Origin of the sequence: Pseudomonas sp. RIT623 (genome assembly GCF_004519305.1) — a bacterium.
Lineage (GTDB): Bacteria > Pseudomonadota > Gammaproteobacteria > Pseudomonadales > Pseudomonadaceae > Aquipseudomonas.
Window position 1 is genome coordinate 15,498 of sequence record NZ_SOZA01000026.1, and the last position, 25,476, is coordinate 40,973.

At 64.0% G+C, this 25,476-nt stretch carries 21 protein-coding genes and 1 pseudogene; 12 read left to right on the top strand and 10 right to left on the bottom strand.

All coding sequences use genetic code 11. The features are described 5' to 3' along the window. Positions 1-3: 3 nt before the first annotated feature. From lpoB to E3U47_RS17165, 3 genes are read right to left on the bottom strand one after another with little or no spacing between them, the layout of a single operon-like run. On the bottom strand, positions 4-591 hold the full coding sequence (gene lpoB / locus E3U47_RS17155) for a penicillin-binding protein activator LpoB (RefSeq protein ID WP_134692869.1): 588 nt from the start codon (positions 589-591) through the stop codon (positions 4-6). A gap of 21 nt (positions 592-612) precedes the next feature. After that, on the bottom strand, positions 613-981 hold the full coding sequence (locus tag E3U47_RS17160; RefSeq protein ID WP_134692870.1) for a YcfL family protein: 369 nt from the start codon (positions 979-981) through the stop codon (positions 613-615). A 15-nt stretch (positions 982-996) separates the two neighbouring features. Next, entirely contained in the window at positions 997-2,388 is a 1,392-nt protein-coding gene (locus tag E3U47_RS17165) for a COG3014 family protein (protein ID WP_134692871.1), read from the bottom strand. Positions 2,389-2,677: 289 nt separating this feature from the next. Between E3U47_RS17165 and E3U47_RS17170 the strand changes: the two genes are divergently transcribed. Together E3U47_RS17170 and E3U47_RS17175 are read left to right on the top strand one after the other, a co-directional pair. Beyond that, a complete protein-coding gene (locus E3U47_RS17170; protein ID WP_134692872.1) occupies positions 2,678-4,609 on the top strand; it encodes a cytochrome c/FTR1 family iron permease in 1,932 nt (643 codons plus the stop codon). 137 nt (positions 4,610-4,746) lie between these two features. After that, positions 4,747-5,199 (top strand): YaiI/YqxD family protein, encoded by a 453-nt coding sequence (locus tag E3U47_RS17175; protein WP_134692873.1) that lies wholly within the window; start codon positions 4,747-4,749, stop codon positions 5,197-5,199. Positions 5,200-5,354: 155 nt separating this feature from the next. On the opposite strand, the gene elbB is transcribed toward E3U47_RS17175, so the two are convergent. Next, positions 5,355-6,020 carry an isoprenoid biosynthesis glyoxalase ElbB gene (gene elbB, locus E3U47_RS17180; protein WP_134692874.1) on the bottom strand — a complete coding sequence of 222 codons (666 nt, stop codon included), beginning with the start codon at positions 6,018-6,020 and terminating at the stop codon, positions 5,355-5,357. 182 nt (positions 6,021-6,202) lie between these two features. Here elbB and E3U47_RS25260 point away from each other — a divergent pair. Beyond that, a pseudogene (locus E3U47_RS25260) lies at positions 6,203-6,760 on the top strand (sterol desaturase family protein); the annotation flags it as partial. Between the two features lie 501 nt (positions 6,761-7,261). Here the strand turns inward: E3U47_RS25260 and E3U47_RS17190 are convergent. Then, entirely contained in the window at positions 7,262-7,906 is a 645-nt protein-coding gene (locus tag E3U47_RS17190) for a DedA family protein (RefSeq protein WP_167659502.1), read from the bottom strand. Between the two features lie 208 nt (positions 7,907-8,114). Between E3U47_RS17190 and hemB the strand changes: the two genes are divergently transcribed. Both hemB and ppk1 read left to right on the top strand, forming a co-directional pair. Further along, a complete protein-coding gene (gene hemB, locus E3U47_RS17195; RefSeq protein ID WP_134692876.1) occupies positions 8,115-9,125 on the top strand; it encodes a porphobilinogen synthase in 1,011 nt (336 codons plus the stop codon). Between the two features lie 19 nt (positions 9,126-9,144). After that, positions 9,145-11,376, top strand: a complete 2,232-nt coding sequence (gene ppk1, locus E3U47_RS17200) for a polyphosphate kinase 1 (RefSeq protein ID WP_134692877.1) — start codon at positions 9,145-9,147, stop codon at positions 11,374-11,376. Positions 11,377-11,499: 123 nt separating this feature from the next. Here ppk1 and ppx read toward each other — a convergent pair whose 3' ends face one another. Continuing rightward, entirely contained in the window at positions 11,500-13,002 is a 1,503-nt protein-coding gene (ppx, locus tag E3U47_RS17205) for an exopolyphosphatase (RefSeq protein WP_134692924.1), read from the bottom strand. Positions 13,003-13,244: 242 nt separating this feature from the next. On the opposite strand from ppx, the gene trxA reads away from it, so the two are divergent. From trxA to E3U47_RS17230, 5 genes are all read left to right on the top strand, one after another. Next, entirely contained in the window at positions 13,245-13,574 is a 330-nt protein-coding gene (trxA, locus tag E3U47_RS17210) for a thioredoxin TrxA (RefSeq protein ID WP_046857535.1), read from the top strand. Between the two features lie 310 nt (positions 13,575-13,884). Next, a complete protein-coding gene (gene rho / locus E3U47_RS17215) occupies positions 13,885-15,144 on the top strand; it encodes a transcription termination factor Rho (RefSeq protein ID WP_011536308.1) in 1,260 nt (419 codons plus the stop codon). A 194-nt stretch (positions 15,145-15,338) separates the two neighbouring features. Further along, positions 15,339-16,805, top strand: coding sequence for a 4-hydroxy-3-polyprenylbenzoate decarboxylase (gene ubiD, locus E3U47_RS17220; RefSeq protein WP_134692878.1), 1,467 nt, complete (start codon positions 15,339-15,341; stop codon positions 16,803-16,805). Then, positions 16,805-17,773: a CDP-6-deoxy-delta-3,4-glucoseen reductase gene (locus tag E3U47_RS17225; protein ID WP_134692879.1), complete on the top strand. Its 969-nt coding sequence runs from the start codon at positions 16,805-16,807 to the stop codon at positions 17,771-17,773. Before ubiD ends, E3U47_RS17225 begins: the two co-directional genes overlap by 1 nt. 298 nt (positions 17,774-18,071) lie before the next feature. Beyond that, on the top strand, positions 18,072-18,722 hold the full coding sequence (locus E3U47_RS17230; protein WP_134692880.1) for a gamma-glutamylcyclotransferase: 651 nt from the start codon (positions 18,072-18,074) through the stop codon (positions 18,720-18,722). An 18-nt stretch (positions 18,723-18,740) separates the two neighbouring features. Here the strand turns inward: E3U47_RS17230 and tcyN are convergent, their stop codons facing one another. Genes tcyN through tcyJ form a run of 3 tightly spaced genes read right to left on the bottom strand, consistent with a single transcriptional unit; the run spans position 18,741 to position 20,976 of the window. Next, positions 18,741-19,502, bottom strand: a complete 762-nt coding sequence (gene tcyN, locus E3U47_RS17235) for an L-cystine ABC transporter ATP-binding protein TcyN (protein WP_134692881.1) — start codon at positions 19,500-19,502, stop codon at positions 18,741-18,743. Between the two features lie 2 nt (positions 19,503-19,504). Next, complete coding sequence (gene tcyL / locus E3U47_RS17240; RefSeq protein ID WP_134692882.1) at positions 19,505-20,173, bottom strand: cystine ABC transporter permease; 669 nt, start codon at positions 20,171-20,173, stop codon at positions 19,505-19,507. After that, positions 20,170-20,976, bottom strand: coding sequence for a cystine ABC transporter substrate-binding protein (tcyJ, locus tag E3U47_RS17245; RefSeq protein WP_134692883.1), 807 nt, complete (start codon positions 20,974-20,976; stop codon positions 20,170-20,172). Before tcyJ ends, tcyL begins: the two co-directional genes overlap by 4 nt. Before the next feature lie 294 nt (positions 20,977-21,270). Here tcyJ and epsC point away from each other — a divergent pair, with 294 nt between their 5' ends. After that, the gene (epsC, locus tag E3U47_RS17250; RefSeq protein ID WP_134692925.1) at positions 21,271-22,203 is read left to right on the top strand and encodes a serine O-acetyltransferase EpsC; all 933 of its coding nucleotides are present in this window, start codon (positions 21,271-21,273) and stop codon (positions 22,201-22,203) included. Between the two features lie 330 nt (positions 22,204-22,533). Next, positions 22,534-24,495 (top strand): choline transporter BetT, encoded by a 1,962-nt coding sequence (betT, locus tag E3U47_RS17255; protein ID WP_167659503.1) that lies wholly within the window; start codon positions 22,534-22,536, stop codon positions 24,493-24,495. A gap of 120 nt (positions 24,496-24,615) precedes the next feature. Here the strand turns inward: betT and tauD are convergent, their stop codons facing one another. Continuing rightward, complete coding sequence (gene tauD, locus E3U47_RS17260; protein WP_134692885.1) at positions 24,616-25,449, bottom strand: taurine dioxygenase; 834 nt, start codon at positions 25,447-25,449, stop codon at positions 24,616-24,618. Positions 25,450-25,476: the final 27 nt, after the last annotated feature.

Below are 25,476 nucleotides of genomic sequence, written 5' to 3' on the forward strand. Positions count from 1 at the left end.
CGATCAGCGCTCCGTGGTCTTGCGGATTTCTTTTTCGTCCATCCACTCGGCCAGGCCGCTTTCCACGTCGATCAGCTGCAGGCTGAACTTGTAGAACACGTCCTTGTAGTCGCTGCTGCGCTTGACGATGGAGCTGATCGAGCCTTCCAGGCGGTACTTGGCGGCAATCATGTTGCCGGTCTTGGCCACGGTCTTCTTCTTGTACAGGCCGCTTTGGTTCTGCAGCTTGAGCTGGTCGACCTGGCTTTGCATGTCGGTGTTGTCGCTGGCGAAGCGCGCCACGCCGGACTTCATCAGCTGGGTCTTGATCGAGGTGGTGATCTCGCGGGTATCGATGTACTCGCTGGTCTTGTTCTTCACGTCGTACACCTGCACCACCGGGCGGCCGTGCAGCACGCCGGACTGGGCCAGGGAGCGGGTCATGCTCTCGGCGATCATCTGCAGGTCGGTGGAACCGAACTCGTTGGTGACCAGCTCGACGGCCTTGCTGTCGCCGTAGCTGATGTTCTTGCCGCCGAGGACCGGCGATGGGGTGCTGCAGCCGCTGACCAGGGCAATGGCGATGGCGGCGAGGGAAAGGCGTGCAAACATGGAACGTGCTCCTGAAAGGGGTTACCGGGTGTGGACTTCGAGGCGGAAGTCGCGGGCGGCAGGGGTGGGGGCAATGGCCGGCAGGAACTTGGCCTGCTTGCCGTACAGCGGCAGGGCCTTCCAGCTTTCTTCGTCGGCCACCGGGAAGCCGTCGTCGCCCAGCCAGGCGAAGCGGTAGTAAAGGGTCTGGTTGCTGCGGCTGGTGTTGTTCAGCGCCACGTTGACGGTGAGGAAGCCGTTTTCCCGGGCGAAGCGCATCTGGCCGATCTCGATGTCATCCAGCTGGCCCATGGTCACCACCTTGCTGGCGGCGCTGCCGGGGGCGGGAGGCGGGGTGGCGCAGCCGGCCAGCAGGGCGACGGCGACCAGGGCGAGGCATGTTTTGCGCATGTGCGATCCTTGTGCTTACTTGAGGCTGGCGACGGCTTGCGCCGGGGCCTGCAGGGTGACTTCGACGGCCGGGCCGCCAGCGAATACACGGTTGCCGACCACGCGCAGGCTCACCACCTGGTAGGGCCGGTCGATCTTCACCTTGACCTGGGTGCCACCGAGGTTCGACGGCAGGTTCAGCTGGTGCTCGCCGGGCTTGAGACGGACCCGCGCCACCTGGGTCTGGTCTGGCAGGGTACGCCAGGTGCGGGTGTCGGCGCCTTCGAGCACGGTGGAGGCGATGCCCACCACCAGGCCGGCCATGGGGTTGGCCTTGTTCAGGTTCTTCTGTGCCACGCCGCGGCTGATGGCGCGCACGCTGGTGCGCAGGATGATGCCCGGCATGTCGTCGCGCAGCGCCCGGCGCGACATGGCGCTGGTGCTGTTGAGCGCAGTCAGGGCCAGGGCGCGGTCGTCCAGGCGGATCTCGCCCAGGTGCGCGGTGGAGGTGTCCTCGCGCATGATCGGGAACGACAGCGGGGTGATCACCAGGTTGTCCTCGATCGGCAGCGGCAGTGGGATGCGGATCGAGTCACGGGCCGGGGCCAGGCCGCTTTGCACCACGATCAGCACGTCGCTTTCAGTGGCCTTGGCGCTGTTCTTGTCCAGCTCGAGCAGGGCCTGGTCCAGCAGCGGGGTGTTCGGGCGCAGTTCGGCGGCCTTGCGGTAGCCGGGGGCGGCCAGGCCCTTTTCGCCCAGGGCTTCATAGACGAAACCGGACAGGTAGTGGCTGAAGGCGCTCTGGTAGCTGTTCTTCAGGCTGACCACCTCCGGTGCATCGAGGCTGGCGACCGGGTAGCCTTGCAGGTCCTTGTATTCGGTCTTGATGCCTTCCTGCTCGGCGGCTTCCTCGCGCTTGAGGTACTCCTTGTCGCGCAGCTCGGCGATCACCGCTTCACGCTCGTGGGTCTTCTTGATCTCGGTGCGGGCACCGTCGAAATCGTTCTGCGCCAGCAGGTTCAAGGCCATCTGCGTGGTCAGCATGACCTTTTCGTAGTCATAGCCTTCGTAGCGGCGGACCTTGTCGTTGACCAGGTAGCTGCCGAACTGGCTGAGGTACTTGTCGGTGTCGAGCTTGACCGACTCTTCCCATTGGAACACCACGCTATCGGCGGCGCGCCAGGCGTCCTGGCTGCCCTTGAGATCGCCCTTGGAGCGCAGTAGCTCGCCTTTTTCGAAGTAGTAGAGCAGGTCTTTCTGCTCGCCCTTGTTGTGGTTTTCCAGCAGGGCGAGGGCGGCATCGACGTTGCCAGCGGCCAACTGCTTGTTGGTCTCCTGCAATTCACTGTCGTAGCTGCGAAAGACCGAGCAGCCGGTGAGCTGCACGGCGGCGAGCAAGGTCGCCAGGGTCAAAGCGCGGGATACCATCGGACTTCTTCTTTCCCTGAAACAAATGAGCCGCGCGGGCGGGGGCGGCAGATCCCTCTGTTTATCGCCAGATCCTCTCGATGGAGGCGCCTTGATTGCTAATGGCTATTACGGCGGCGCGGGATTATACCCAAAGTAGTAGCTCGGTGATGGCGAATTGCTTCGCAACTTATGCAGGTTTGCCATCAGCCGGAAAGCCCGGTGGAAAGGCGTCGCTCGGTGAATTTGTCACGGGATTTTTCATGAAATCTGCCCCCGAGCCTTGAGTGGCGCGGAGTGGAAGTGAACAATGTTCTCTTTCGTGTTTACGTCGAGATTGGCCATGAATTCCCGTTCTTGTCTGCTAGCCCTGGTGCTCGCTCCGGTGTTGGCGTTGTGCAGTGCCCTGGCGCAGGCCGAAGCCCCTGCCGATGCGACCAAGGCCCTGCACTTGCTGGACTACATCGGTGCCGACTACCCACCTACCGTGCGCGACGGCAAGGTGGTGGACGATGGCGAATACCACGAGCAGCAGGAGTTCAGCGGCGTGCTTGCCGAGCTGATCAAGGGCCTGCCGGACAACCCCGAGCGGGACGCCTTGCAGCAGGGCGTGAAAGACCTGCGCCAGGCCATCGACCAGCGCCAGGATGGCGCCGGGGTGGCGCGTCAGGCACGCCAGCTGGGCGCCCGCCTGGCCGTGGCCTACGAGGTCAGCCAGGCCCCGGTGATCACCCCGGATCCGGCCCGCGGCGCCACGTTGTACGCGCAGAACTGCTCGATCTGCCATGGCGACAGCGGCCTGGGCGACGGCCCGGCCGGTACCGGCCTTGAGCCGCCGCCGGCCAACCTGCGCAGTGTCGAGCGGCTCGACCACCTGAGCCTGTTCGACCTGTACAACACCCTTGGCCTGGGCATCGAAGGCACCGAAATGCCCTCGTTCGCCGACCAGCTCGACGAGCGCCAGCGCTGGGACGTGGCTGCCTACATCGCCAGCTTCACCGTCGATCCGCAGGCAGCCAAAAGCGACAAGACCTGGAACCTCGCCGACCTGGCCCGGCAGACCCCAGCCGAGGTCGCCACCAGCGAAGGCGCCGATGCCGTGGCCGCGTTCCGTGCCCAGCGCGCGCAGCCGCCGCAGGCCAAGCGTGGTCCGGCACAACTGCTCGAGTACACCGCCAGCACCCTGGACAAGAGCCTGGCGGCCTACCGCGCCGGCGACCACGACCAGGCCTATGACTTGTCGGTGGCGGCCTACCTGGAAGGCTTCGAGCTGGTTGAAAGCTCGCTCGACAACATCGACACCCAGGCCCGCAAGGACACCGAGAAGTCGCTGATGGCCTACCGTCAGTCGCTGCAGGACGGCCTGCCGGTGGCCCAGGCGGAACAGCGCCTGGCCGAAGCCAAGGTCAAGCTCGAACAGGCCTCGAAGCTGCTGGGCAGCGATGGCCTTAGCTGGTCGTTGAGCTACATCTCCGGCCTGCTGATCCTGCTGCGCGAGGGTCTGGAGGCGATCCTGGTGCTGGCGGCGATCCTCGCCTTCTTGCGCAACACCGGCCAGCAGTCGGCGGTGCGCAGCGTCAACATCGGCTGGGGCCTGGCGCTGGTCGCCGGCTTCGCTACCTGGGCCCTGGCGGCCTACGTGATCGATGTCGGTGGCGCGCAGCGTGAGTTGCTCGAAGGATGCACGGCCCTGTTTGCCGCGGTGATGGTGCTGTGGCTCGGCGTGTGGATGCACGACCGCCGCCACGCCGCGGCCTGGCAGGACTACATCAAGAGCAGCCTGGTCAGCGGCGGCGGGCGTTTCGGCTTTGCCGTGCTGGCGTTCTTCTCGGTGTACCGCGAGCTGTTCGAGGTGATCCTGTTCTACGAGACCCTGTGGCTGCAGGCAGGGCCCGCCGGGCACCAGGCGGTGCTGGCCGGTGGCGCCACGGCACTGGTGCTGCTGGTGGGCCTGGCATGGGTGATCCTGCGCGGCTCGGCCAAGTTGCCGTTGTCGCTGTTCTTCAGCATCAACGCAGCTTTGCTCTGCGCGTTGTCGGTGGTGTTCGCCGGGCATGGCGTGAAAGCGCTGCAAGAGGCCGGCGTGCTGGGTACGCGGCCGGTGGCGTTCTTCGAGTTCGACTGGCTGGGGATCCACGCCGATCTCTACTCACTGAGCGCGCAGGCGGTGGCGTTGCTGGCTATCGTGTTTCTCTATGGACGCAGCCGCTTGGCCGAGAAGCGCCGGGCGGCGGCCAACTGAGTCCGTGCAGGGGGAAGGGGCGGTTCGCCGTCGCCCCCGCCCTGCGATGAGGCTGGCATAATGTCCGCCTGTTCAGGCGCTATCGCGGGGCAAGCCCGCTCCCACGCCGTCACTGCCCGAAGTACAGGATTAATCCCATGCGTGTATGGATCGATGCCGACGCCTGCCCCAAGGCGGCCAAGGACCAGATCGTCAAGTTCGCCCTCAAGCGCAAGCTGGAGGTGGTGATGGTCGCCGGCCAGCCGCAGATCAAGCCGGCTTTCGCCTGCGTGCGGCTGATCGTGGTGCCCAGCGGCATGGACGCGGCCGACGACTACCTGGTGGAAAACGCCGAGCCTGGCGAGTTGGTGATCTGCAGCGATGTGCCGTTGGCCGATCGCTTGATCAAGAAGGGCGTGGCCGCGCTGGACCCGCGTGGCCGCGAGTTCGACGAGCGCAACATGGGCGAGCGCCTGGCGGTGCGCAACCTGTTCACCGAGCTGCGCGAGCAGGGCCAGGTCGGAGGCGGGCAGGCGCCTTATGGCGAGCGTGAAAAACAGGCGTTCGCCAATGCGCTGGATCGGATCCTGACCCGGCTGTCCAAGCTCTAGCTGCCCCGGGCCTGCTGCGCAGCCCATCGCGACACAAGGCCGCTCCTACAGGGACCGTAGCAGCCATGGGCCTGCGCTTTACTTGTAGGAGCCGGCTTGCCGGCGATGAGGCCGGTACGGGCAGCACAAGACAGTTGCCCTTACACCAGCGTTTATCAGTCGTTCTCGTGGGTCAACTCCAGCACCCGGTCCACCAGCTTGTAGATGCCGCTGGCGGCTTCGCTGATCGACTTCGCCTCCATGTAAGCCGGGGTCGTCACCAGCTTGCGCTGCACATCCTCGACGATGTCATGCACATCGCATTCTTCATGGGTGCCGCCCATCTTCACCACGGCCGCCGCGGTGCTGGCGTCCTTGCCGATGGTGCAGACCACGCCTGGCCCGTAGATCTTCGCCGCCAGCGCAGGCGAGATGCAGATCAGGCCGACCGGTTTGCAGGCATCGGCGAAGGCTTCGGCCAGGGCCAGCACATCCGGATGCACGCTGCACTTGTCGCCTTCGACGGCAAAGTTCGACAGGTTCTTCGCCGCGCCGAAACCGCCGGGCACGATCAGCGCGTCGAAGTCCTCGGCCTTGGCTTCGCGAATGTCCTTCACCTCGCCACGGGCAATGCGCGCCGACTCCACCAGCACGTTGCGCGCCTCGGGCATCTCTTCACCGGTGAGGTGGTCGATCACATGCATCTGCGCGATGTTCGGCGCGAAGCACTGCACCTGGGCGCCGCGCTGATCCAGGCGCAGCAGGGTGATCACGCTTTCGTGGATTTCGGCGCCGTCGTATACGCCGCAACCGGACAGAATCACCGCAACTTTTTTCGTCATGCTCAATACTCCAGTGTCGAGGCGCTAAATGTCCTCTAGTTTGGCAGATGTATCCATGGGATTTGCCCTGCGTCGGGCCTAATCTTCCTGGATAACCTTGGAGGTGGCCGTTCATGGACCTGATTCTGCTGGCCGTGCCGTTCTTCTTCGTGCTGATCGCGGTGGAGCTGCTCGCCGACCGCATGCGCGGGCGCAGTAACTACCAGCTCGCCGACTCGATCAACAGCCTGAGCACCGGCGCGCTGTCCACCAGCACCGGGCTGCTGACCAAAGGGGTGGGCCTGGTCACCTATGCCGTGGCCTGGGAGCACCTGGCGCTGCTGCGCCTGCCCGCCGATGCCTGGTGGACCTGGTTGTTGGCCTTCGTGCTCTACGACCTGTGCTACTACTGGCTGCACCGCCTCGGTCACGAGCGCAACGTGTTGTGGGCGGCGCACTCGGTGCACCACCAGAGCGAGGAATACAACCTCACCACCGCCCTGCGCCAGACCAGCAGCGGCTTCATCTTCTCGTGGATCTTCTACCTGCCGCTGGCGCTGTTGGGCGTGCCGCCGCTGGTGTTCATCACCGTGGCCTCGCTGAACCTGTTGTACCAGTTCTGGGTGCACACCCGGCACGTGCCCAAGCTGGGCTGGCTTGAATGGATTTTCATCACGCCGTCCAACCATCGCGTCCACCATGCGCAGAATCCTGTGTACTTGGATCGCAATTACGGTGGGGTGTTCATAATCTGGGATCGGCTGTTCGGCACCTTCCAGGAAGAAGACGAACGCGAGCCGGTGATCTTCGGCGTGACCACGCCGCTGGCCAGCTGGAACCCTTTGTGGGCCAACCTGCAGTTCTATGCCCAACTGTGGCACGACGCCCGGCGTGCCAACAGCTGGTGGGACAAGCTGCGTATCTGGTTCATGCCCACCGGCTGGCGCCCGGCGGACGTGGCGGCGGCTTATCCACAGGCCAAGCAGGACCTGGCAGGTTTTCGCAAGTTCGCCATCCCGCTGGGCGGCGCGCAGCAGCTGTACGTGACCGCGCAGTTCGCGGTCTATGTGGCGTTGGGCAGTTACTTGATGGATTCGGCCGAGCGGCTGTCACCCGCGGCCCTGGTACTGGGCTGGACGCTGATGGCGTTCGGCTTGTTCGTGCTTGGCGCGGCGCTGGAGGACCGGCCCTGGGCGCGGTGGCTGGAGCTGGCGCGGCTGCTGTCGAATGCGCCGGCGCTGTACCTGGCCGGCGCGTTGGGCTTAGCGCTGGTCACGCCCCTGTTCTGGCTGTTGCTCCTGGGCTATAGCTTGCTCAGCCTCGGCGGCCTGGCTCTGTGCCGCCGCGCGACGCTCGGCGCGGCTGTTGCGAAAACGCCGGCGCAGCCACAGCAGCAGGCCCAGCACCAGCAGGCCGCCGAGCACCCATAGCTCGTACTTTTTGATGCTGCCCAGCATGCCTTCGAGGATCGCGCCGAAGTGGTAGGCGGCCAGGCCCAGCGCCAGCGCCCACACCGCGGCGCCGATACCGTTGAGCAGCAGGTAGCGGCGTGGCGGGTAGCCGGACAGGCCAATGGCCACCGGCATCACCGTGCGCAGGCCATAGACGAAGCGGAAGCTCAGCACCCAGATATCCGGGTGGCGGCGAATGTGTTCCAGCGCGCGGTCTCCCATGGCCTGCCAGCGTGGCTTGCGGGCGAGGATCTTGCGCCCGTGGCGGCGGCCCATGAAGTACCACAGCTGGTCGCCGGCGTAGCTGCCACAGAAGGCCACCAGCACCACCAGCTTGATATCCATGTACTCGCGGAACGCAAGAAATCCAGCGAGCACCAGGATGGTCTCGCCTTCGAAGAACGTGCCGAGAAAAAGGGCAAAGTAGCCGAAATCGTTCAGGAATTGTTGAAGCATTTTCTGGCGTGCTGGCGAAATGAACGCGCAGCCTACCCCTTCGGGCGCGTTGGGGAAAGTGTCCAAATGTGTCTCGACGTGAACATTTCCTACAAGGACAATGACTGCGGCCACAAGTCGCAGGGTTGCCTCAGGGCGTAACACAGGCGTCATAATGGCCGCTTATAACTGTCGCGCTAGCCCGCCTGCGCGGGCTCAGGAGTCTGCCGTGAGCTTTACCCCCGCCAATCGTCTGTTTCCTGCTACCCGTCTGCGTCGCAACCGCCGGGACGAATTTTCCCGTCGTCTGGTTCGCGAAAACACCCTGACCGTCGATGACCTGATCCTCCCGGTATTCGTCCTCGACGGCGAGAACCGCCGCGAAGAAGTGCCTTCCATGCCGGGCGTCGAGCGCCTGTCGATCGACCTGCTGCTGGAGGCCGCGCAGGGTTGGGTGGAGCTGGGTATTCCGGCGTTGGCGCTGTTCCCGGTGACCCCGACCGAGAAGAAATCCCTCGACGGCGCCGAAGCCTGGAACCCGGACGGCATCGCCCAGCGCGCTACTCGTGCCCTGCGTGCGCGCTTCCCGGAACTGGGGGTGATCACCGACGTCGCCCTCGACCCATTCACCACCCACGGTCAGGACGGCATCCTCGATGAAGAGGGCTATGTCCAGAACGACATCACCGTCGACGCTCTGGTGCGCCAGGCCCTGTCCCATGCCGACGCCGGCGCCCAGGTGGTGGCCCCCTCGGACATGATGGACGGCCGCCTCGGCGCGATCCGCGAAGCCCTGGAACTGGCCGGCCACGTCAACGTGCGCATCATGGCCTATTCGGCCAAGTACGCCAGCGCCTACTACGGCCCGTTCCGCGACGCGGTCGGCTCGGCGCTGAACCTGGGCAAGGCCAACAAGGCCTCCTACCAGATGGACCCGGCCAACAGCGATGAGGCCTTGCACGAAGTGGCCACCGACCTCGCCGAAGGCGCCGACATGGTCATGGTCAAGCCGGGCATGCCGTACCTGGACATCGTTCACCGGGTCAAGACCGAGTTCAAGGTGCCGACCTTCGTCTACCAGGTCAGCGGCGAGTACGCCATGCACATGGCGGCGATCCAGAACGGCTGGCTCAGCGAGGCCGTGATCCTCGAATCCCTCACCGCTTTCAAACGGGCAGGCGCCGATGGCATCCTGACCTATTTCGCCGTGCGTGCCGCTCAATTGATGAGAGGGCAGTAACGCCCTCCAGGAACGTCAGATGAATAACGAAGTGCTAACCCCTGTCGAGATCAAGGACGCCCAGGCCGTGCCCGAAGAGCTGGTACAGACCCCGCCCGACCTGCCTGCGGCCCCGGAGCCGGTGGTAGAGCCCGCCGCGCCCGCACCGACGCCAGCTCCGGCGATCGCCGTGCCGAGCCTGGACGACAGCAGCCTGTACATTCATCGTGAGCTCTCGCAGCTGCAGTTCAACATCCGTGTGCTGGAACAGGCGCTGGACGAGTCCTACCCGCTGCTCGAGCGCCTGAAGTTCCTGCTGATCTTCTCCAGCAACCTCGATGAGTTCTTCGAGATCCGCGTGGCGGGCCTGAAGAAACAGATCAACTTCGCCCGCGAACAGGCCGGCGCCGACGGCTTGCAGCCGCACCAGGCGCTGGCGCGGATCAGTGAGCTGGTGCACCTGGAGGTGGACCGCCAGTACGCGATCCTCAACGACGTGCTGCTGCCGGAGCTGGAGAAGCACGCCATTCGCTTCATCCGTCGCCGCTACTGGACGCCCAAGCTCAAGACCTGGGTGCGGCGCTTCTTCCGCGACGAAATCGCGCCGATCATCACCCCGATCGGCCTCGACCCGACCCACCCGTTCCCGCTGCTGGTGAACAAGAGCCTGAACTTCATCGTAGAGCTCGAGGGTGTCGACGCCTTCGGCCGCGACTCGGGCCTGGCGATCATCCCCGCGCCGCGCCTGCTGCCGCGGGTGATTCGCGTACCGGAAGAGGTCGGCGGCCCCGGCGACAACTATGTGTTCCTGTCGTCGATGATCCACGCCCACGCCGACGACTTGTTCCAGGGCATGAAGGTCAAGGGTTGCTATCAGTTCCGCCTGACCCGCAACGCCGACCTGGCGCTGGATTCCGAGGAGGTCGACGACCTCGCCCGGGCCCTGCGCGGCGAATTGTTCTCCCGTCGCTACGGCGATGCAGTGCGTCTGGAGGTAGCCGACACCTGCCCGAAACATCTGTCGGACTACCTGCTCAAGCAGTTCAGCCTGAGCGAGAGCGAGTTGTACCAGGTCAACGGTCCGGTCAACCTCACTCGCCTGTTCAGCATCACCGGGCTCGACAGCCACCCGGAGCTGCAATACACGCCTTTCACCCCGGCGATCCCCAAGCTGCTGCAGAACGCCGACAACATCTTCAGCGTCATCGGCAAGCAGGACATCCTGCTGATGCACCCGTTCGAGTCCTTCACCCCGGTGATCGACCTGCTGCGCCAGGCCGCCAAGGACCCGCACGTGCTCGCCGTGCGCCAGACCCTGTACCGCTCCGGGGCCAACTCGGAAATCGTCGACGCCCTGGTGGATGCGGCGCGTAACGGCAAGGAGGTCACCGCGGTGATCGAACTGCGCGCGCGCTTCGACGAAGAGTCCAACCTGCAGATGGCCAGCCGCCTGCAGGCCGCCGGCGCGGTGGTGATCTACGGTGTGGTCGGTTTCAAGACCCACGCCAAGATGATGCTGATCCTGCGCCGCGAGCAGGGCGAAATCGTCCGTTACGCGCACCTGGGTACAGGCAACTACCACGCCGGCAATGCCCGCCTGTACACCGACTACAGCCTGCTGACTTCCGACGACGCCCTCACCGAGGACGTCGGCAAGTTGTTCAGCCAGCTGATCGGCATGGGCAAGACCCTGCGCATGAAGAAGCTGCTGCACGCCCCCTTCACCCTGAAGAAGGGCATGCTCGACATGATCGCCCGGGAGACCCAGTTCGCCCTGGAGGGGAAACCTGCGCACATCATCGCCAAGTTCAACTCGCTGACCGACGCCAAGATCATCAAGGCGCTGTACAAGGCCAGCCAGTCGGGCGTGCGCATCGACCTGGTGGTGCGTGGCATGTGCTGCCTGCGCCCGGGCATCGCCGGGGTATCGCACAACATCCACGTGCGTTCGATCATCGGTCGCTTCCTCGAGCACACCCGGGTGTTCTACTTCCTCAATGGCGGCGAGGAGCAGATCTACCTGTCCAGTGCCGACTGGATGGAGCGCAACCTCGACAAGCGCGTGGAGACCTGCTTCCCGGTGGAGGGCAAGAAGTTGCTGCTGCGGGTGAAGAAGGAGCTGGAGGGTTATCTCACCGACAACACCCAGGCCTGGACCTTGCAGCCGGACGGGCGCTATGTGCGCAGCACCCCGACCGGCAACCAGAACCCGCGCAGCGCCCAGGCGACGCTGCTGGAGCGGCTGAGCAACCCGGTGTTGAACGTACGCTAGATGGATTGCTGGGGCCGCTTTGCGGCCCTTTCGCGACACAAGGCCGCTCCTACAGGGAATCGCGATCGGCTGTAGGAGCGGCCTTGTGTCGCGAAAGGGGCGCGTAGCGGCCCCATGGGCCCTTCAGTGCACGCTAAGCACGAAGTTGACCCGCGTCAGCCATTCCGCCTCGTTGGCGAAGTCGGCCTGGGTCAGCGGGTGCTGCTCCAGCCAGCCCTCGGGGAAGACCACGTCCAGGCTGTTGTCGCCGGCCTGCAACACCACCTTGGGCATCTGCTGGGTACCGCGGATATGGTGGAACAGGATGGCGAAGCGCAGCAGCACGCATAGGCGGATCAGCTTGATGCCTTCGTCGCCGAACTCGGCGAACTTGTCCTTGGGGATGTTGCGGCGGTGGCCGCGCACCAGCAAGGCCATCATCTGCTGGTCCTCGCGGGAGAAGCCGGACAGGTCGGAGTGCTCGATCAGGTAGGCGCCGTGCTTGTGGTAATGGTAATGGGCGATATCCAGCCCGACTTCGTGAATTTTCGCCGCCCAACCTAGTAGATCGCGCCAGTTTCCCTCCTCCAGGTCCCAGGCCTTGGCCACCTGGTCGAAGGCATGCAGCGCCTTGCGCTCGACCCGAGCCGCCTGGCCCTGGTCGACGTGGTAACGCTCCATCAGCGAATTCAGGGTACGTTCGCGCACGTCTTCATGGTGGTGGCGGCCCAGCAGGTCGAACAGCACGCCCTCGCGCAGGGCGCCGTCACAGTGGTCCATGCGCGCCAGCTCCAGGGCATCGAAGATCGCTTCGAGGATCGCCAGGCCTGCAGGGAAGATGGTGCGGCGGTCGGGCTTGACCCCTTCGAAGTCGATCTTGTCGGTCTCGCCGAGTTTGAACAGCTTGCGCTTTACCGCTGCCAGGCCCTCGGCGTTGACCTCGCCGCTGCCTTGGCCCATGGCCTTGATCGCCGCGGCGATGGCGCGGATGGTCCCGGACGAGCCGATGGCCTCGTCCCAGGTCAGGCGGTGCAGGGCATTTTCAATGCTCATCAGCTCCAGGCGCGCGGCGGTGTAGGCTTGGGCATAACGCGCCGGGGTGATCTTGCCGTCGCGGAAGTAACGCTGGGTGAAGCTCACGCAGCCCATTTGCAGGCTTTCGCGCAGCAACGGTTCGAAACGCTGGCCAATGATGAACTCGGTGCTGCCGCCGCCGATATCGGCGACCAGGCGCTTGCCGGGGGTGTCGGCCAAGGTGTGCGAGACCCCCAGGTAGATCAGGCGCGCCTCTTCGCGGCCGGAGATGACCTCCACCGGGTGGCCGAGAATGGCTTCGGCGCGCTGGATGAACTCGTTGCGGTTGCGCGCTTCACGCAGGGCGTTGGTGCCGACGATACGCACTGAGCCGGCCGGCATGCCGTTGATCAGCTGGGCGAAGCGCTTGAGGCATTCGAGCCCGCGCAGCATGGCTTCTTCGCTGAGCCGGCGTTCGTCGTCGATGCCGGCGGCCAGCTGCACTTTTTCCCCGAGCCTCTCGAGAATGCGGATTTCCGTGTGATGGGCCTTGGCCACGACCATGTGGAAACTGTTGGAGCCAAGGTCGATGGCGGCGATCAGGGACAGGTTCTTCGCGGTGGTTTGCGGCATGATCTGCAAGTTCTCGGTCGTTAACCCGGCAATCGTGCCACGATCATGGGCATACGCCAACGCGCGGCACTGCAAGGCTTGATGCATGGCAATGTCATAGCGATGTTATGACCGTGACATGACGGTTTCGATTCGTGGCGTCTTGCACAACTATAGATACACTCAATCGTCTGTGGCTTCCTGTAGGACGAGGGTGCAGCTATGATGGGCAACGTTTTTTTGCTTACGACCTGGAGATATCCATGAGCAGCGATCTTATCAAACACGTCACCGACGCCAGCTTCGAAGCCGACGTACTCAAGGCTGAAGGCGCGGTGCTGGTCGACTACTGGGCTGAATGGTGCGGCCCATGCAAGATGATCGCGCCGGTTCTGGACGACATCGCCTCTGAGTATCAAGGCAAGGTGACCATCGCCAAGCTGAACATCGACGAAAACCAGGAAACCCCGGCCAAGCACGGCGTACGCGGTATCCCGACGCTGATGCTGTTCAAGAACGGCAACGTTGAGGCGACCAAGGTCGGCGCGCTGTCCAAATCGCAGCTCAAGGCGTTCCTCGACGCCAGCCTGTGATGTGAACAAGCCCCGCAAAAGCGGGGCTTTTCTTTACCTGTCGTAGGCAAATTCCCTGTTGTGCGGCGTGCCGCGGGCTCTGGCCTATCCAGGCGGATAGCCCCGGAAATCAATGGGCAAAACCACTAGACGTCGAAAAAAGCAAGTGTTACATTCGGCCTCGCACTGCTTTTCCAGTGCCCTCTGCACGCCGTCGCCGAAGCATCCCTAATTCGAATCAGTACGCGATCCTGTCGCCATCTAGCGGCGCGGCCTCATTAAGCCACATGCTTAATTTTTCCCTTCCTTACATGATTACGTCACTCCCCTTATGAACCTGACAGAACTCAAGCAAAAGCCGATTACCGATCTTTTGGAAATGGCCGAACAGATGGGCATCGAAAACATGGCCCGTTCGCGCAAACAGGACGTGATTTTCGCCCTGCTGAAAAAGCACGCGAAAAGCGGCGAAGAGATCTCGGGTGACGGCGTGCTGGAGATTCTCCAGGATGGTTTCGGTTTCCTGCGCTCGGCGGATGCCTCTTACCTGGCCGGCCCTGACGACATCTACGTTTCGCCCAGCCAGATCCGCCGTTTCAACCTGCGCACCGGCGACACCATCGTCGGCAAGATCCGCCCACCGAAAGAAGGCGAGCGTTACTTCGCGCTGCTGAAGGTCGACACCATCAACTTCGACCGTCCGGAAAACGCCAAGAACAAGATTCTGTTCGAAAACCTGACGCCGCTGTTCCCCAATAAGCGCCTGAAGATGGAAGCGGGCAACGGCTCCACCGAGGACCTCACCGGTCGTGTCATCGACCTGTGTGCCCCCATCGGCAAGGGCCAGCGTGGCCTGATCGTCGCGCCGCCCAAGGCCGGCAAGACCATCATGCTGCAGAACATCGCGGCCAACATCACCCGTAACAACCCCGAGTGCCACCTGATCGTCCTGCTGATCGACGAGCGCCCGGAAGAAGTGACCGAGATGCAGCGCACCGTGCGCGGCGAAGTGGTCGCCTCGACCTTCGACGAGCCGCCGACCCGCCACGTACAGGTCGCCGAGATGGTCATCGAGAAGGCCAAGCGTCTGGTCGAACACAAGAAGGACGTGGTCATCCTGCTCGACTCCATCACCCGTCTGGCCCGTGCCTACAACACCGTGATCCCGAGCTCCGGCAAGGTGCTGACCGGTGGTGTCGACGCCCACGCCCTGGAAAAGCCCAAGCGCTTCTTCGGCGCCGCTCGTAACATCGAGGAAGGCGGTTCGCTGACCATCATCGCCACCGCGCTGGTCGAAACTGGCTCGAAGATGGACGAAGTGATCTACGAAGAGTTCAAGGGCACCGGCAACATGGAGCTGCCGCTGGACCGCCGCATCGCCGAGAAGCGTGTGTTCCCGGCCATCAACATCAACAAGTCCGGTACCCGTCGCGAAGAGTTGCTGACCGCCGACGACGAACTGCAGCGCATGTGGATCCTGCGCAAGCTGCTGCACCCGATGGACGAGATCGCCGCCATCGAGTTCCTGGTCGACAAGCTCAAGCAGACCAAGACCAACGATGAGTTCTTCCTGTCGATGAAGCGCAAGTAAGCTTCCCGACCAGGCATTGAATGGGGCTGCTTTGCAGCCCATCGCCGGCAAGCCGGCTCCTACACGAACCTTGTAGGAGCCGGCTTGCCGGCGATGGGGCGCGAAGCGGCCCCAGTTCATTTTTGCCCCCAAACAAGGCGTGAACGGCGCTACACTCTGCACCCCGACCGATACGCCCAACACGAGGCCCTTGCATGCAGTATCGCGACTTGCGCGACTTCATCCGCGGCCTGGAACAGCGCGGTGAACTCAAGCGCATCCAGGTTCCCATCTCCCCTGTACTGGAAATGACCGAAGTCTGCGACCGCACGCTGCGCGCCAAGGGCCCGGCCTTGCTGTTCGAAAAGCCCACCGGCTTCGACATCCCGGTGCTGGGCAACCTGTTCGGCACCCCCGAGCGCGTGGCCATGGGCATGGGCGCCGAGTCCACCGCAGAACTGCGCGAGATCGGCAAGCTGCTGGCGTTTCTCAAGGAGCCCGAGCCGCCGAAGGGCCTGAAGGACGCCTGGTCGAAGCTGCCGATCTTCAAGAAGGTCGTGTCCATGGCACCGAAGGTGGTCAAGGACGCGGTATGCCAGGAAATCGTGGTCGAAGGCGATGACGTTGACCTCGGCCAGCTGCCGATCCAGCACTGCTGGCCTGGCGATGTTGCGCCGCTGATTACCTGGGGCCTGACCGTGACTCGCGGGCCGAACAAGGACCGCCAGAACCTGGGCATCTATCGCCAGCAGGTGATTGGCCGCAACAAGGTGATCATGCGCTGGCTGAGCCACCGCGGTGGGGCGCTGGACTACCGCGAATGGTGCGAGAAGCATCCTGGCCAGCCGTTCCCGGTAGCTGTGGCGTTGGGCGCGGACCCGGCGACCATCCTCGGTGCCGTGACCCCGGTCCCGGACACGCTTTCCGAGTACGCCTTCGCTGGCCTGTTGCGTGGCAACCGCACCGAACTGGTCAAGTGCCGTGGCAACGACCTGCAGGTACCGGCAACCGCCGAGATCATCCTCGAAGGCGTGATCCATCCCGGCGAGATGGCCCCGGAAGGCCCGTACGGCGACCACACCGGCTACTACAACGAAGTGGACAGCTTCCCGGTGTTCACCGTCGAACGCATCACCCACCGGCAAAAGCCGATCTACCACAGCACCTACACCGGCCGGCCGCCGGATGAGCCGGCGATTCTCGGCGTGGCGCTGAACGAAGTATTCGTGCCGATCCTGCAGAAGCAGTTCCCCGAGATCACCGACTTCTACCTGCCGCCGGAAGGCTGTTCGTACCGCATGGCGGTGGTGACCATGAAGAAGCAGTATCCGGGCCACGCCAAGCGCGTCATGCTCGGTGTCTGGTCGTTCCTGCGACAGTTCATGTACACCAAGTTCGTTATCGTAACCGACGACGATATCAACGCCCGCGACTGGAACGATGTGATCTGGGCCATCACCACGCGCATGGACCCCAAGCGTGATACGGTGATGATCGACAACACCCCGATCGACTACCTCGACTTCGCGTCGCCGGTATCGGGGCTGGGGTCGAAGATGGGCCTGGATGCCACCCACAAGTGGCCGGGCGAGACTACACGCGAATGGGGTCGGGTCATCGTCAAGGACGAGGCCGTCACCCGCCGTATCGATGAGTTGTGGGACCAGTTGGGAATAGATTGATGCAGGTAACCTTGCAGCCTTCCGGGGCGGTACTGGCGGTCGAACCGGGTGAAAGGATTCTGGATGCCGCGCGGCGCCTGGGCTACGACTGCCCGAGCAGCTGCCGCAACGGTAACTGCCATGTGTGTGCCGCGCTGCTGGTCGAAGGCCGTGTGCGCCAGGAAGGCCAGGTCCGCGATCACGGTGAGCTGTTCACCTGCATCGCCGAGCCGCTGGAGGATTGCGTGTTGCTGTGGGATGGTGTGCTGGCCCTGGGCGAGCTGCCGGTGCGCAAGCTGGCCTGTACCCTGAGCGAGTGCCGCGAGGTCGGTGGCGACGTCTGGCGCGTGCGTCTGCGCGCGCCGGCCGGCAAGCCGCCCCGCTACCACGCCGGGCAATACCTGATGATCGAGCGCGAGGGCATGGACAAGGCAGCGTTCTCCCTGGCCTCGGCGCCTCATGGCGGGCGCGACCTGGAGCTGCATGTACTGGCCCGCGAAAGCAGCGCGGTGCAGTTGATCAAGCAGTTGCAGCGTGATGGCATCGCCCGGGTCGAGCTGCCGTTTGGCGACGCCCACCTGGCCGAACTGCCCGATGGCCCGTTGGTGCTGATCGCCGCCGGCACTGGCATGGGCCAGATGCACAGCCTGGTCGAGCACTGCCGGGCCAAGGGCTTCAAGCACCCGGTGCACCTGTACTGGGGCGTGCGCCGGCCCGAGGACTTCTACCAGATCGAGCATTGGGACCAGTGGGAGCGCCTGCCGAACCTGTTCCTGCACAAGGTGGTCAGCGACCTGTGCGGTTGGGAAGGGCGTTGCGGTCTGTTGCACGAAGCGGTGTGCGAAGACATCGCCGACCTCAACCAGGTGCATGTCTATGCCAGCGGCTCGCCGAACATGGTCTATGCCACCCTCGATGCCCTGGTCGAGGCGGGTATGGATGCCCATCGCATGCGCGCCGACGTATTCGCTTACGCGCCGCGGGGTTGAAACAACTCGGCACGCCGCGAGGGGGTGCCGGGTTTAATAACCAAGCGTTTTCCGGTTGATTATATGGCGGGGATTGTTACCGGTGCGGGTAATAAGTTTCGCTATACTCGGACTATTAGTTTCCGTTCAGCGGATGCTTTAATGAAATCCTGTTTTCGGGGTTGAGTGCAAAGTACGTTCTGCCTTACGTTAGGCGCAACGCCCATCGCGGGGCAAGCCCGCTCCCCCGCGATAGCCGCCGAACAGACACGGCAATACCTGCACTTTGGTAGTTCACAGGAAATAATGGCGGCAGCTCATGTCGACACTTGAAAGTTCATCCTGGCAAGTCTCCTATCCGCCGTCGCTCGACTTCGGCCAACAACTCACCGCCGAACAACTGCAGCGCTCGATGCAGGACACCATGTCCCAGCATGAGGGCGGCCCAGTTTGGCTGTTCGCCTACGGTTCGTTGATCTGGCGCCCCGAATGCAACTCGATCGAGCGTCAGCGGGCACGGGTGCATGGCTACCACCGTGGCCTGTACCTATGGTCCCACGAGCACCGTGGCACCCCAGAGTGCCCGGGCCTGGTGTTCGGCCTGGACCGCGGTGGTTCCTGCAGCGGTTTCGCCTACCGCCTGGATGAAAGCAACCTCGACGACTCGCTCATGGCCCTGTGGCAGCGCGAAATGCCGTACCCGGCCTATCGTCCGCACTGGCTCAGCTGCCGCCTGGGCGATGGTAGCAAGGTGCAGGCGTTGGGCTTCGTGCTGGAGCGGCACCTGCCGTGCTACGCCGGCAATCTGCCGGATACCCTGTTCAGCCAGATTCTCGCCAGCGCCAAGGGGCGCTATGGCAGTACCCGGGATTATGTGGAGCAGACCCTCAGCGCCCTGCGCAGCCACCAGATGCCCGATCGCAACCTGGAAGCGCGCTTTCGCCGGTGCCACAACCTGCGCGAGGCCTGAGCCCCGCGCGGCTGCCGGTCAGTCCTGGGCGGCGGCGGTGCCGAGGAACTTGCGCAGGAACTGTCGCGTGCGTTCTTCCTGCGGGTTGGCGAACAACGCCTTGGCCTCGCCTTGCTCGACGATCACCCCCTTGTCGAAGAAGATCACCCGGTTGGCCACGTCGCGGGCGAAGCTCATCTCGTGGGTGACGATGATCATCGTGCGCTGCTCCTCGGCCAGGCCGCGGATGGTCGCCAGCACTTCACCCACCAGCTCGGGGTCGAGCGCCGAGGTGGGCTCGTCGAACAGGATCACCTCCGGCTCCATGGCCAGGGCGCGGGCGATGGCCACCCGCTGCTGCTGACCGCCGGACAGGCGCCGTGGATAGGCGTCTTCCTTGCCCGCCAGGCCGACTTTGGCCAGCAAGCGCTTGCCCAGCTCGATGGCTTTGTCCCGTGGGGTCTTCTTGACGATCACCGGCCCTTCGATGACGTTCTCCAGGGCGGTGCGGTGGGGGAACAGGTTGAAGTTCTGGAACACGAACCCGGCCTGCTGGCGCAGGCGCCGAATCGCCCCTTGCTGGCTTCCCAGCGGACGGTTGGCGTCGATGCTGATCTCGCCAATCTGGATCCGCCCGGCATCGGGTGTCTCCAGCAGGTTCAGGCAGCGCAGGAAGGTGGTCTTGCCCGAGCCGCTGGGGCCGATGATGGCCACCACCTCGCCGGGCTGCACGGTCAGGTCGATGCCCTTGAGCACGGTCTGGCCCTTGAACTGCTTGGTCAGGCCTTCTACTACGATCATCTTCAGTGCTCCTGGTCGTGCTGGTTGACCCGCGCTTCCATGCGGTTCTGCAAGTGCGCCAGGATGCTACAGAGAATCCAGTAGATCACGGCGACAGCCAGGTACATGGTGAAGACTTCGAAGGTCCGTGCGGTGATCAACTGCGCTTGGCGGAACAGCTCGGGCACCTGGATGGTCGCCGCCAGGGCGGTGTCCTTGACCAGCGAGATGAAGCTGTTGCCCAGCGGCGGCAAGGCGGTGCGCAGCGCCTGCGGCAGGATCGCCCGGCGCATGGCCTGGGTGCGAGTCATGCCGATGCTGGCGGCGGCTTCCCACTGGCCACGGTCGATCGAAGAAATCGCCGCGCGGAGGATTTCGCAGATGTACGCCGCCATGTTGAGCGACAGGCCGATCAGCGAGGCCGGGATCGGGTCGAGCTCGATGCCGATTTGTGGCAGGCCGAAGTAGATCACGAACAGCTGCACCAGCAGTGGCGTGCCGCGGAAGAACGACACGTAGATGCGCGCCAGCCAGTCCAGCGGCAGGATCTTTGACAGGCGCATCAGCGCCAGGGCAAAGCCCAGCACCAGGCCAAAGAACATGCCGCCGACGCTGAGCACCACGGTATAGCCCGCGCCCTTGAGCAGGAAGGGCGCGGAATCGACAACGAGTTGCAGGCTTTCAGCGATCATTTGGTGACATCGGCACCGAAGTATTTCTCGGACAGCTTGGCCAGCGAGCCGTCGGCCTTGAGCTTGTCGATGGCCTTGTTCAGCGCATCGAGCAGTTCAGGTTCGCCTTTGCGCAAGGCCACGCCCGATTCCAGCTTGGAGAATTTCTCGCCAGCGAGTGCGGTCGGTTTCTTGTCCTTGGCGGTTTTCTGGACGTACTCGAGTGCAGCCAGGCGATCGATCAGGATGGCGTCGATACGACCGTTGCGCAGGTCGGCGAACTTGGTCGGGTCATCTTCGTAGGTGCGCACATCGGCTGTCGGCACATCCTGTTTCACCCATTGCTCATAGTTGGTGCCCAGGCCGACACCGACCTTCTTGCCACCGAGATCGGCGGCAGTCTTGATGTTTTTCTCGTTGTCACTGCCCTTGAGTACCAGGGCCTGAATGCCGGAAACGGTGTAGGGCTCGGAGAAGTCGTACTTCTTCTTGCGTTCCTCGGAGATGGTCACCTGGTTGATCACCACGTCGAGACGCTTGGATTCCAATGCGGCGAGGATGCCGTCCCACTTGGTCGGCTGGACCTTGGCCTTGACCCCCAGCTCCTTGGCAAGCAACTCGGACAGCTCAACCTCGAAGCCGGTCAGCTTGCCGTTTTCGTCCTGGAAGCTGAACGGTGGATAGGTGCCTTCCAGGCCGACGTTGATCACGCCCTTTTCCTGGATGGTCTTCAGCTGCTCGCCGGCGAAGGCCTGGCCGAGCAGGCCGGTACCGAGCAGCAGCGCCAGGCTGGCGTTGAGAAGGGGTTTGGTGAATCTGGTCATTGGCTGGCCCCGCGCTTGTTGTGGAAGTGGTGGGTGGCGACTATAGAGGTGGGCTGCATAGGCTGGGAAATAATAAAAAAACTGTTTGTTATTCCTATTTTGCCTTTTAGCATGCATCGGCAGCATTGAGGGTAGCCAGGAATGGAGGGCCCGTCAGCACTGCTTATGCCCGACTTAGCGCAGGATGGAATAAAGCGTTGTTTTTTCCAAGAGGGGGATATGCCGTATCGTGTTCACACCCGCTCCTACAGGGGACGCATGCATATCGAGAAAGCCGCCGGGCAGGAGAACACCGTGAGCGAACAACCATCAATCGGGCATTGGCAATTGCAGGGCATCGTCAGTGGCCTGCGCGGCGCCCGTGAGCAATGGCGCAGCAGCAATGGCCGCAGCAGCGGCGAGCAGGGCGGGCGCGAGTTGCCGTCGCGCGAGGCGCTGCGGCAGATCCTCGAGCAGTTGTGCGGCGCGCTGTTCCCGATGCGCCTGGGCCCGGTGGACCTGCGCGAGGAAAGCGAGGACTTCTACGTCGGCCACACCCTCGATGCCGCGCTGACCGCGCTGTTGGCCCAGGCGCGCCTGGAACTGCGCTACGTCGCGCGCCATGGCAAGACCGATGTCACCGATGTCGACAGCCATGCCCTGCGCCTGATCCAGGACTTCGCCGCGGCCTTGCCGGCGCTGCGCGTGCTGCTCGACACCGATGTGCTGGCCGCCTATCACGGTGACCCGGCGGCGCGCAGCGTCGACGAGGTGCTGCTGTGCTACCCGGGCATCCTCGCCATCATCCACCATCGCCTGGCTCACCACCTGTATCGCGCCGGCCTGCCGCTGCTGGCGCGGATCAGCTCGGAGCTGGCGCATTCGGCCACCGGCATCGACATCCATCCCGGCGCGCAAATCGGCCCGAGCTTCTTCATCGATCACGGCACCGGCGTGGTCATCGGCGAGACCGCGATCATTGGCGAGCGGGTGCGCATCTACCAGGCCGTGACCCTTGGCGCCAAGCGCTTCCCCAGCGACGAGTCGGGCACCCTGCACAAGGGCTTGGCACGGCACCCGATCGTCGAGGACGACGTGGTGATCTATGCTGGCGCGACCATCCTGGGGCGCATCACCATCGGCAAGGGCTCGACCATCGGCGGCAACGTATGGCTGACCCGCAGCGTGCCGGCCGACAGCAATATCACCCAGGCCAACTTGCAGCTCGATTGCCAGGACAAGAACTGATCACGAATTGCTGTTGGCTTTTCTGATTTGTTCGCCGGCAAGCAGGCTCCTACTCTGTAGCGCAAACCGTCTAGAGCGTAGGATTCGGCTTGCCGGCGATGGGCTGCGACGCAGCTTCGATCGTGGCCCACCCAGCGGCATCGGGTCGCATTGAAAGCCGATCCATGGTTAACTTGAACGCTTGTTCAACGAAAAACGCTGGTCCATTGCCGGTGTTCATCAGGAGGGATTGCCTTTGCTGAACCCGTTCAATCCGAACCTCACGCTCCGTGACGAGGTGCCCGTTTCATGAGTGCACCGACCCCCGACCTTGCCAACGGCAAGATCCGCATGAACCCCCCCGTGTTCTACTTCGCGGCAAGTTTCATCCTCATCTTCGGCCTGGTGGTCATCGCCTACCCGCAAGCGGCGGGCGAGTGGTTGCTGGCGGCGCAGAACTGGGCGGCCAACACGGTCGGCTGGTACTACATGCTGGCCATGACCCTGTACCTGGTCTTCGTGGTGGTCACCGCGCTGTCCGGCTACGGCAAGATCAAGCTCGGTGCCGACCACGACGAACCCGAGTTCAGCTACCTGTCCTGGGCCGGCATGCTGTTCGCCGCCGGCATCAGTATCACGCTGTTCTTCTTCTGCGTCTCCGAGCCCCTGACGCACATGCTGCAGCCGCCCCAGGGCGAGGCGGGCACGGCCGAGGCCGGGCGCCAGGCGATGCAGATCCTGTTCCTGCACTGGGGCCTGCATGGCTGGGGCGTGTTCGCCTTCGTCGGCATGGCGCTGGCCTACTTCGCTTACCGCCACAACCTGCCGTTGGCTCTGCGCTCGGCGCTGTACCCGCTGATCGGCAAGCGCATCAACGGCCCGATCGGCTACGCGGTGGACGGCTTCGGCATCATCGCCACGGTGTTCGGCCTGGGCGCCGACATGGGCTTCGGTGTGCTGCACCTGAACGCCGGTCTCGACTACCTGTTCGGCATCAGCCACAGCCAGTGGATCCAGGTGATCCTCATCACCCTGATGATGGGCGCGGCGGTGGCCGTGGCGGTCGCCGGGGTGGAGAAGGGCGTGCGGGTGATGAGCGACATCAACCTGTTCCTGGCCTGCGCCTTGCTGCTGTTCGTGCTGTTCGCCGGGCCCACCCAACACCTGTTCAACACGCTCATCCAGAACCTTGGCGACTACCTCGGCGCCTTGCCGCGCAAGAGCTTCGACGTCTACGCCTACGGCGAGCAGCGTGACTGGCTGGGCGGCTGGACGGTGTTCTACTGGGCCTGGTGGATTGCCTGGGCGCCCTTCGTGGGGCTGTTCATCGCGCGCATCTCGCGCGGGCGCACCATCCGCGAGTTCGTCTTCGGCGTGCTGCTGATCCCGCTGGGCTTCACCCTGGCGTGGATGTCGATCTTCGGCAACAGCGCCTTGGACCAGGTGATCAACCACGGCATGACCGCCCTAGGCCAGTCGGCCCTCGACAACCCGTCGATGAGCCTGTACCTGCTGCTGGAGACCTATCCGTGGAGCAAGACGGTGATCGCCGTGACGGTGTTCATCAGCTTCGTGTTCTTCGTCACCTCGGCCGACTCCGGCACCGTGGTGCTGTCGACCTTGTCGGCCAAGGGCGGTGGTGCGGATGAAGACGGGCCGAACTGGCTGCGGATCTTCTGGGGTGCGATGACCGCGCTGGTCACCAGCGGGCTGTTGTTCGCCGGCAGCATCGATTCGCTGAAGTCGGCGGTGGTGCTCACTTCGCTGCCGTTCTCGTTGATCCTGCTGTGCATGATGTGGGGGCTGCACAAGGCCTTCTACCTCGAGTCGCAGCGGCAGATCGCGCAGATGCACTCGCTGGCGCCGTTCGCCCAGTCCCGGCGTGGTCGTGGCGGCTGGCGCCAGCGCCTGAGCCAGGCGGTGCACTTCCCGTCACGCGATGAGGTGTATCGCTTCATGGACGACGTGGTGCGCCCGGCCATTGCCGACGTGCGTGAGGTGTTCGAGCAGAAGGGCCTGGTGCTGATCACCCAGGACGACCCGAGCCACGACAACGTCAGCCTGAAGATCGGCCATGGCGAGGAGCAGCCGTTCATCTACCAGGTGCAGATGCGCGGGTATTTCACCCCATCGTTCGCCTTGGGTGGCCTGGGTACGCAGGAGTTGAAGAACCGCCGCTATTACCGGGCGGAGGTGCATTTGTCCGAGGGTAGCCAGAACTACGACCTGGTCGGCTACAGCAAGGAGCAGATCATCAACGACATCCTCGACCAGTACGAACGGCACATGCAGTTCCTGCATCTGGTCAGATAGACCGCTGTGGGCCGCTTCGCGGCCCTTTCGCGACACAAGGCCGCTCCTACATGAAAATGCTGTCCCCTGTAGGAGCGGCCTTGTGGCGCGAAAGGAGGCCAAAGGCCTCCCTGCTGCCTGTCAGAACGGCGCATCCCCGAGGATGGTCGCCCGATGCATCACCCGCCGGTTGGGCCGGTAATCATCCACCGCGAAATGCTGGGTCACGCGGTTGTCCCAGAACGCCACGTCGTTTTCCTGCCAGCGCCAGCGAATGCTGAACTCCGGCCGCGTCGCATGGGCGAACAGCAGCTTGAGCAGCGCCTCGCTTTCCAGATCGCTCAGTTCGTTGATGCGCGTGGTGAACCCTTCGTTGACGAACAGCGCCTTGCGTCCGCTCACTGGATGGGTGCGCACCACCGGATGCGACAGCGGCGGGTTGTTGCGTCGGGTCGCTTCCCAGCGCGCCAGGTCCTCGGCGGTGGTGCCGAAGCGCTCCAGCGGGAACGACTTGGTGAAGTCGTGGGTGGCGGTCAAACCGTCCAGCATCTCGCGCAGCGGTGCCGACAGCGCCTCGAACGCGGCGATGCCGCTGGCCCACAGGGTGTCGCCGCCATAGGCCGGCAACTGCTTGGCGCTGAGCACCGCGCCCAGTGCCGGGGTCGGCAGGAAGGTGACGTCGGTATGCCACACGGCGTTGTCGCGCACATCGGTTACGGCGGTGTCGAGCACCAGCACCTGGGGCGTTTCCGGCACGTTGGGGTAGATCGGGTGGATGTGCAGGTCGCCGAAGCGGGCGGCGAAGCGCGCTTGCTGCTCGGGGGTGATCGGTTGGTCGCGCAAGAACAGCACCTGGTGCTCGAGCAGCGCCTGCTCGATGGTGTCACGCTGTTCGGCAGTGATATCGCGGCTGATGTCCACGCCGCTGATCTGCGCGCCCAGGGCCGGGCTGATGGGGGTGATGGTCAGGCTCATGTCGGTCTCTTCAATCAGGCGCCGGGC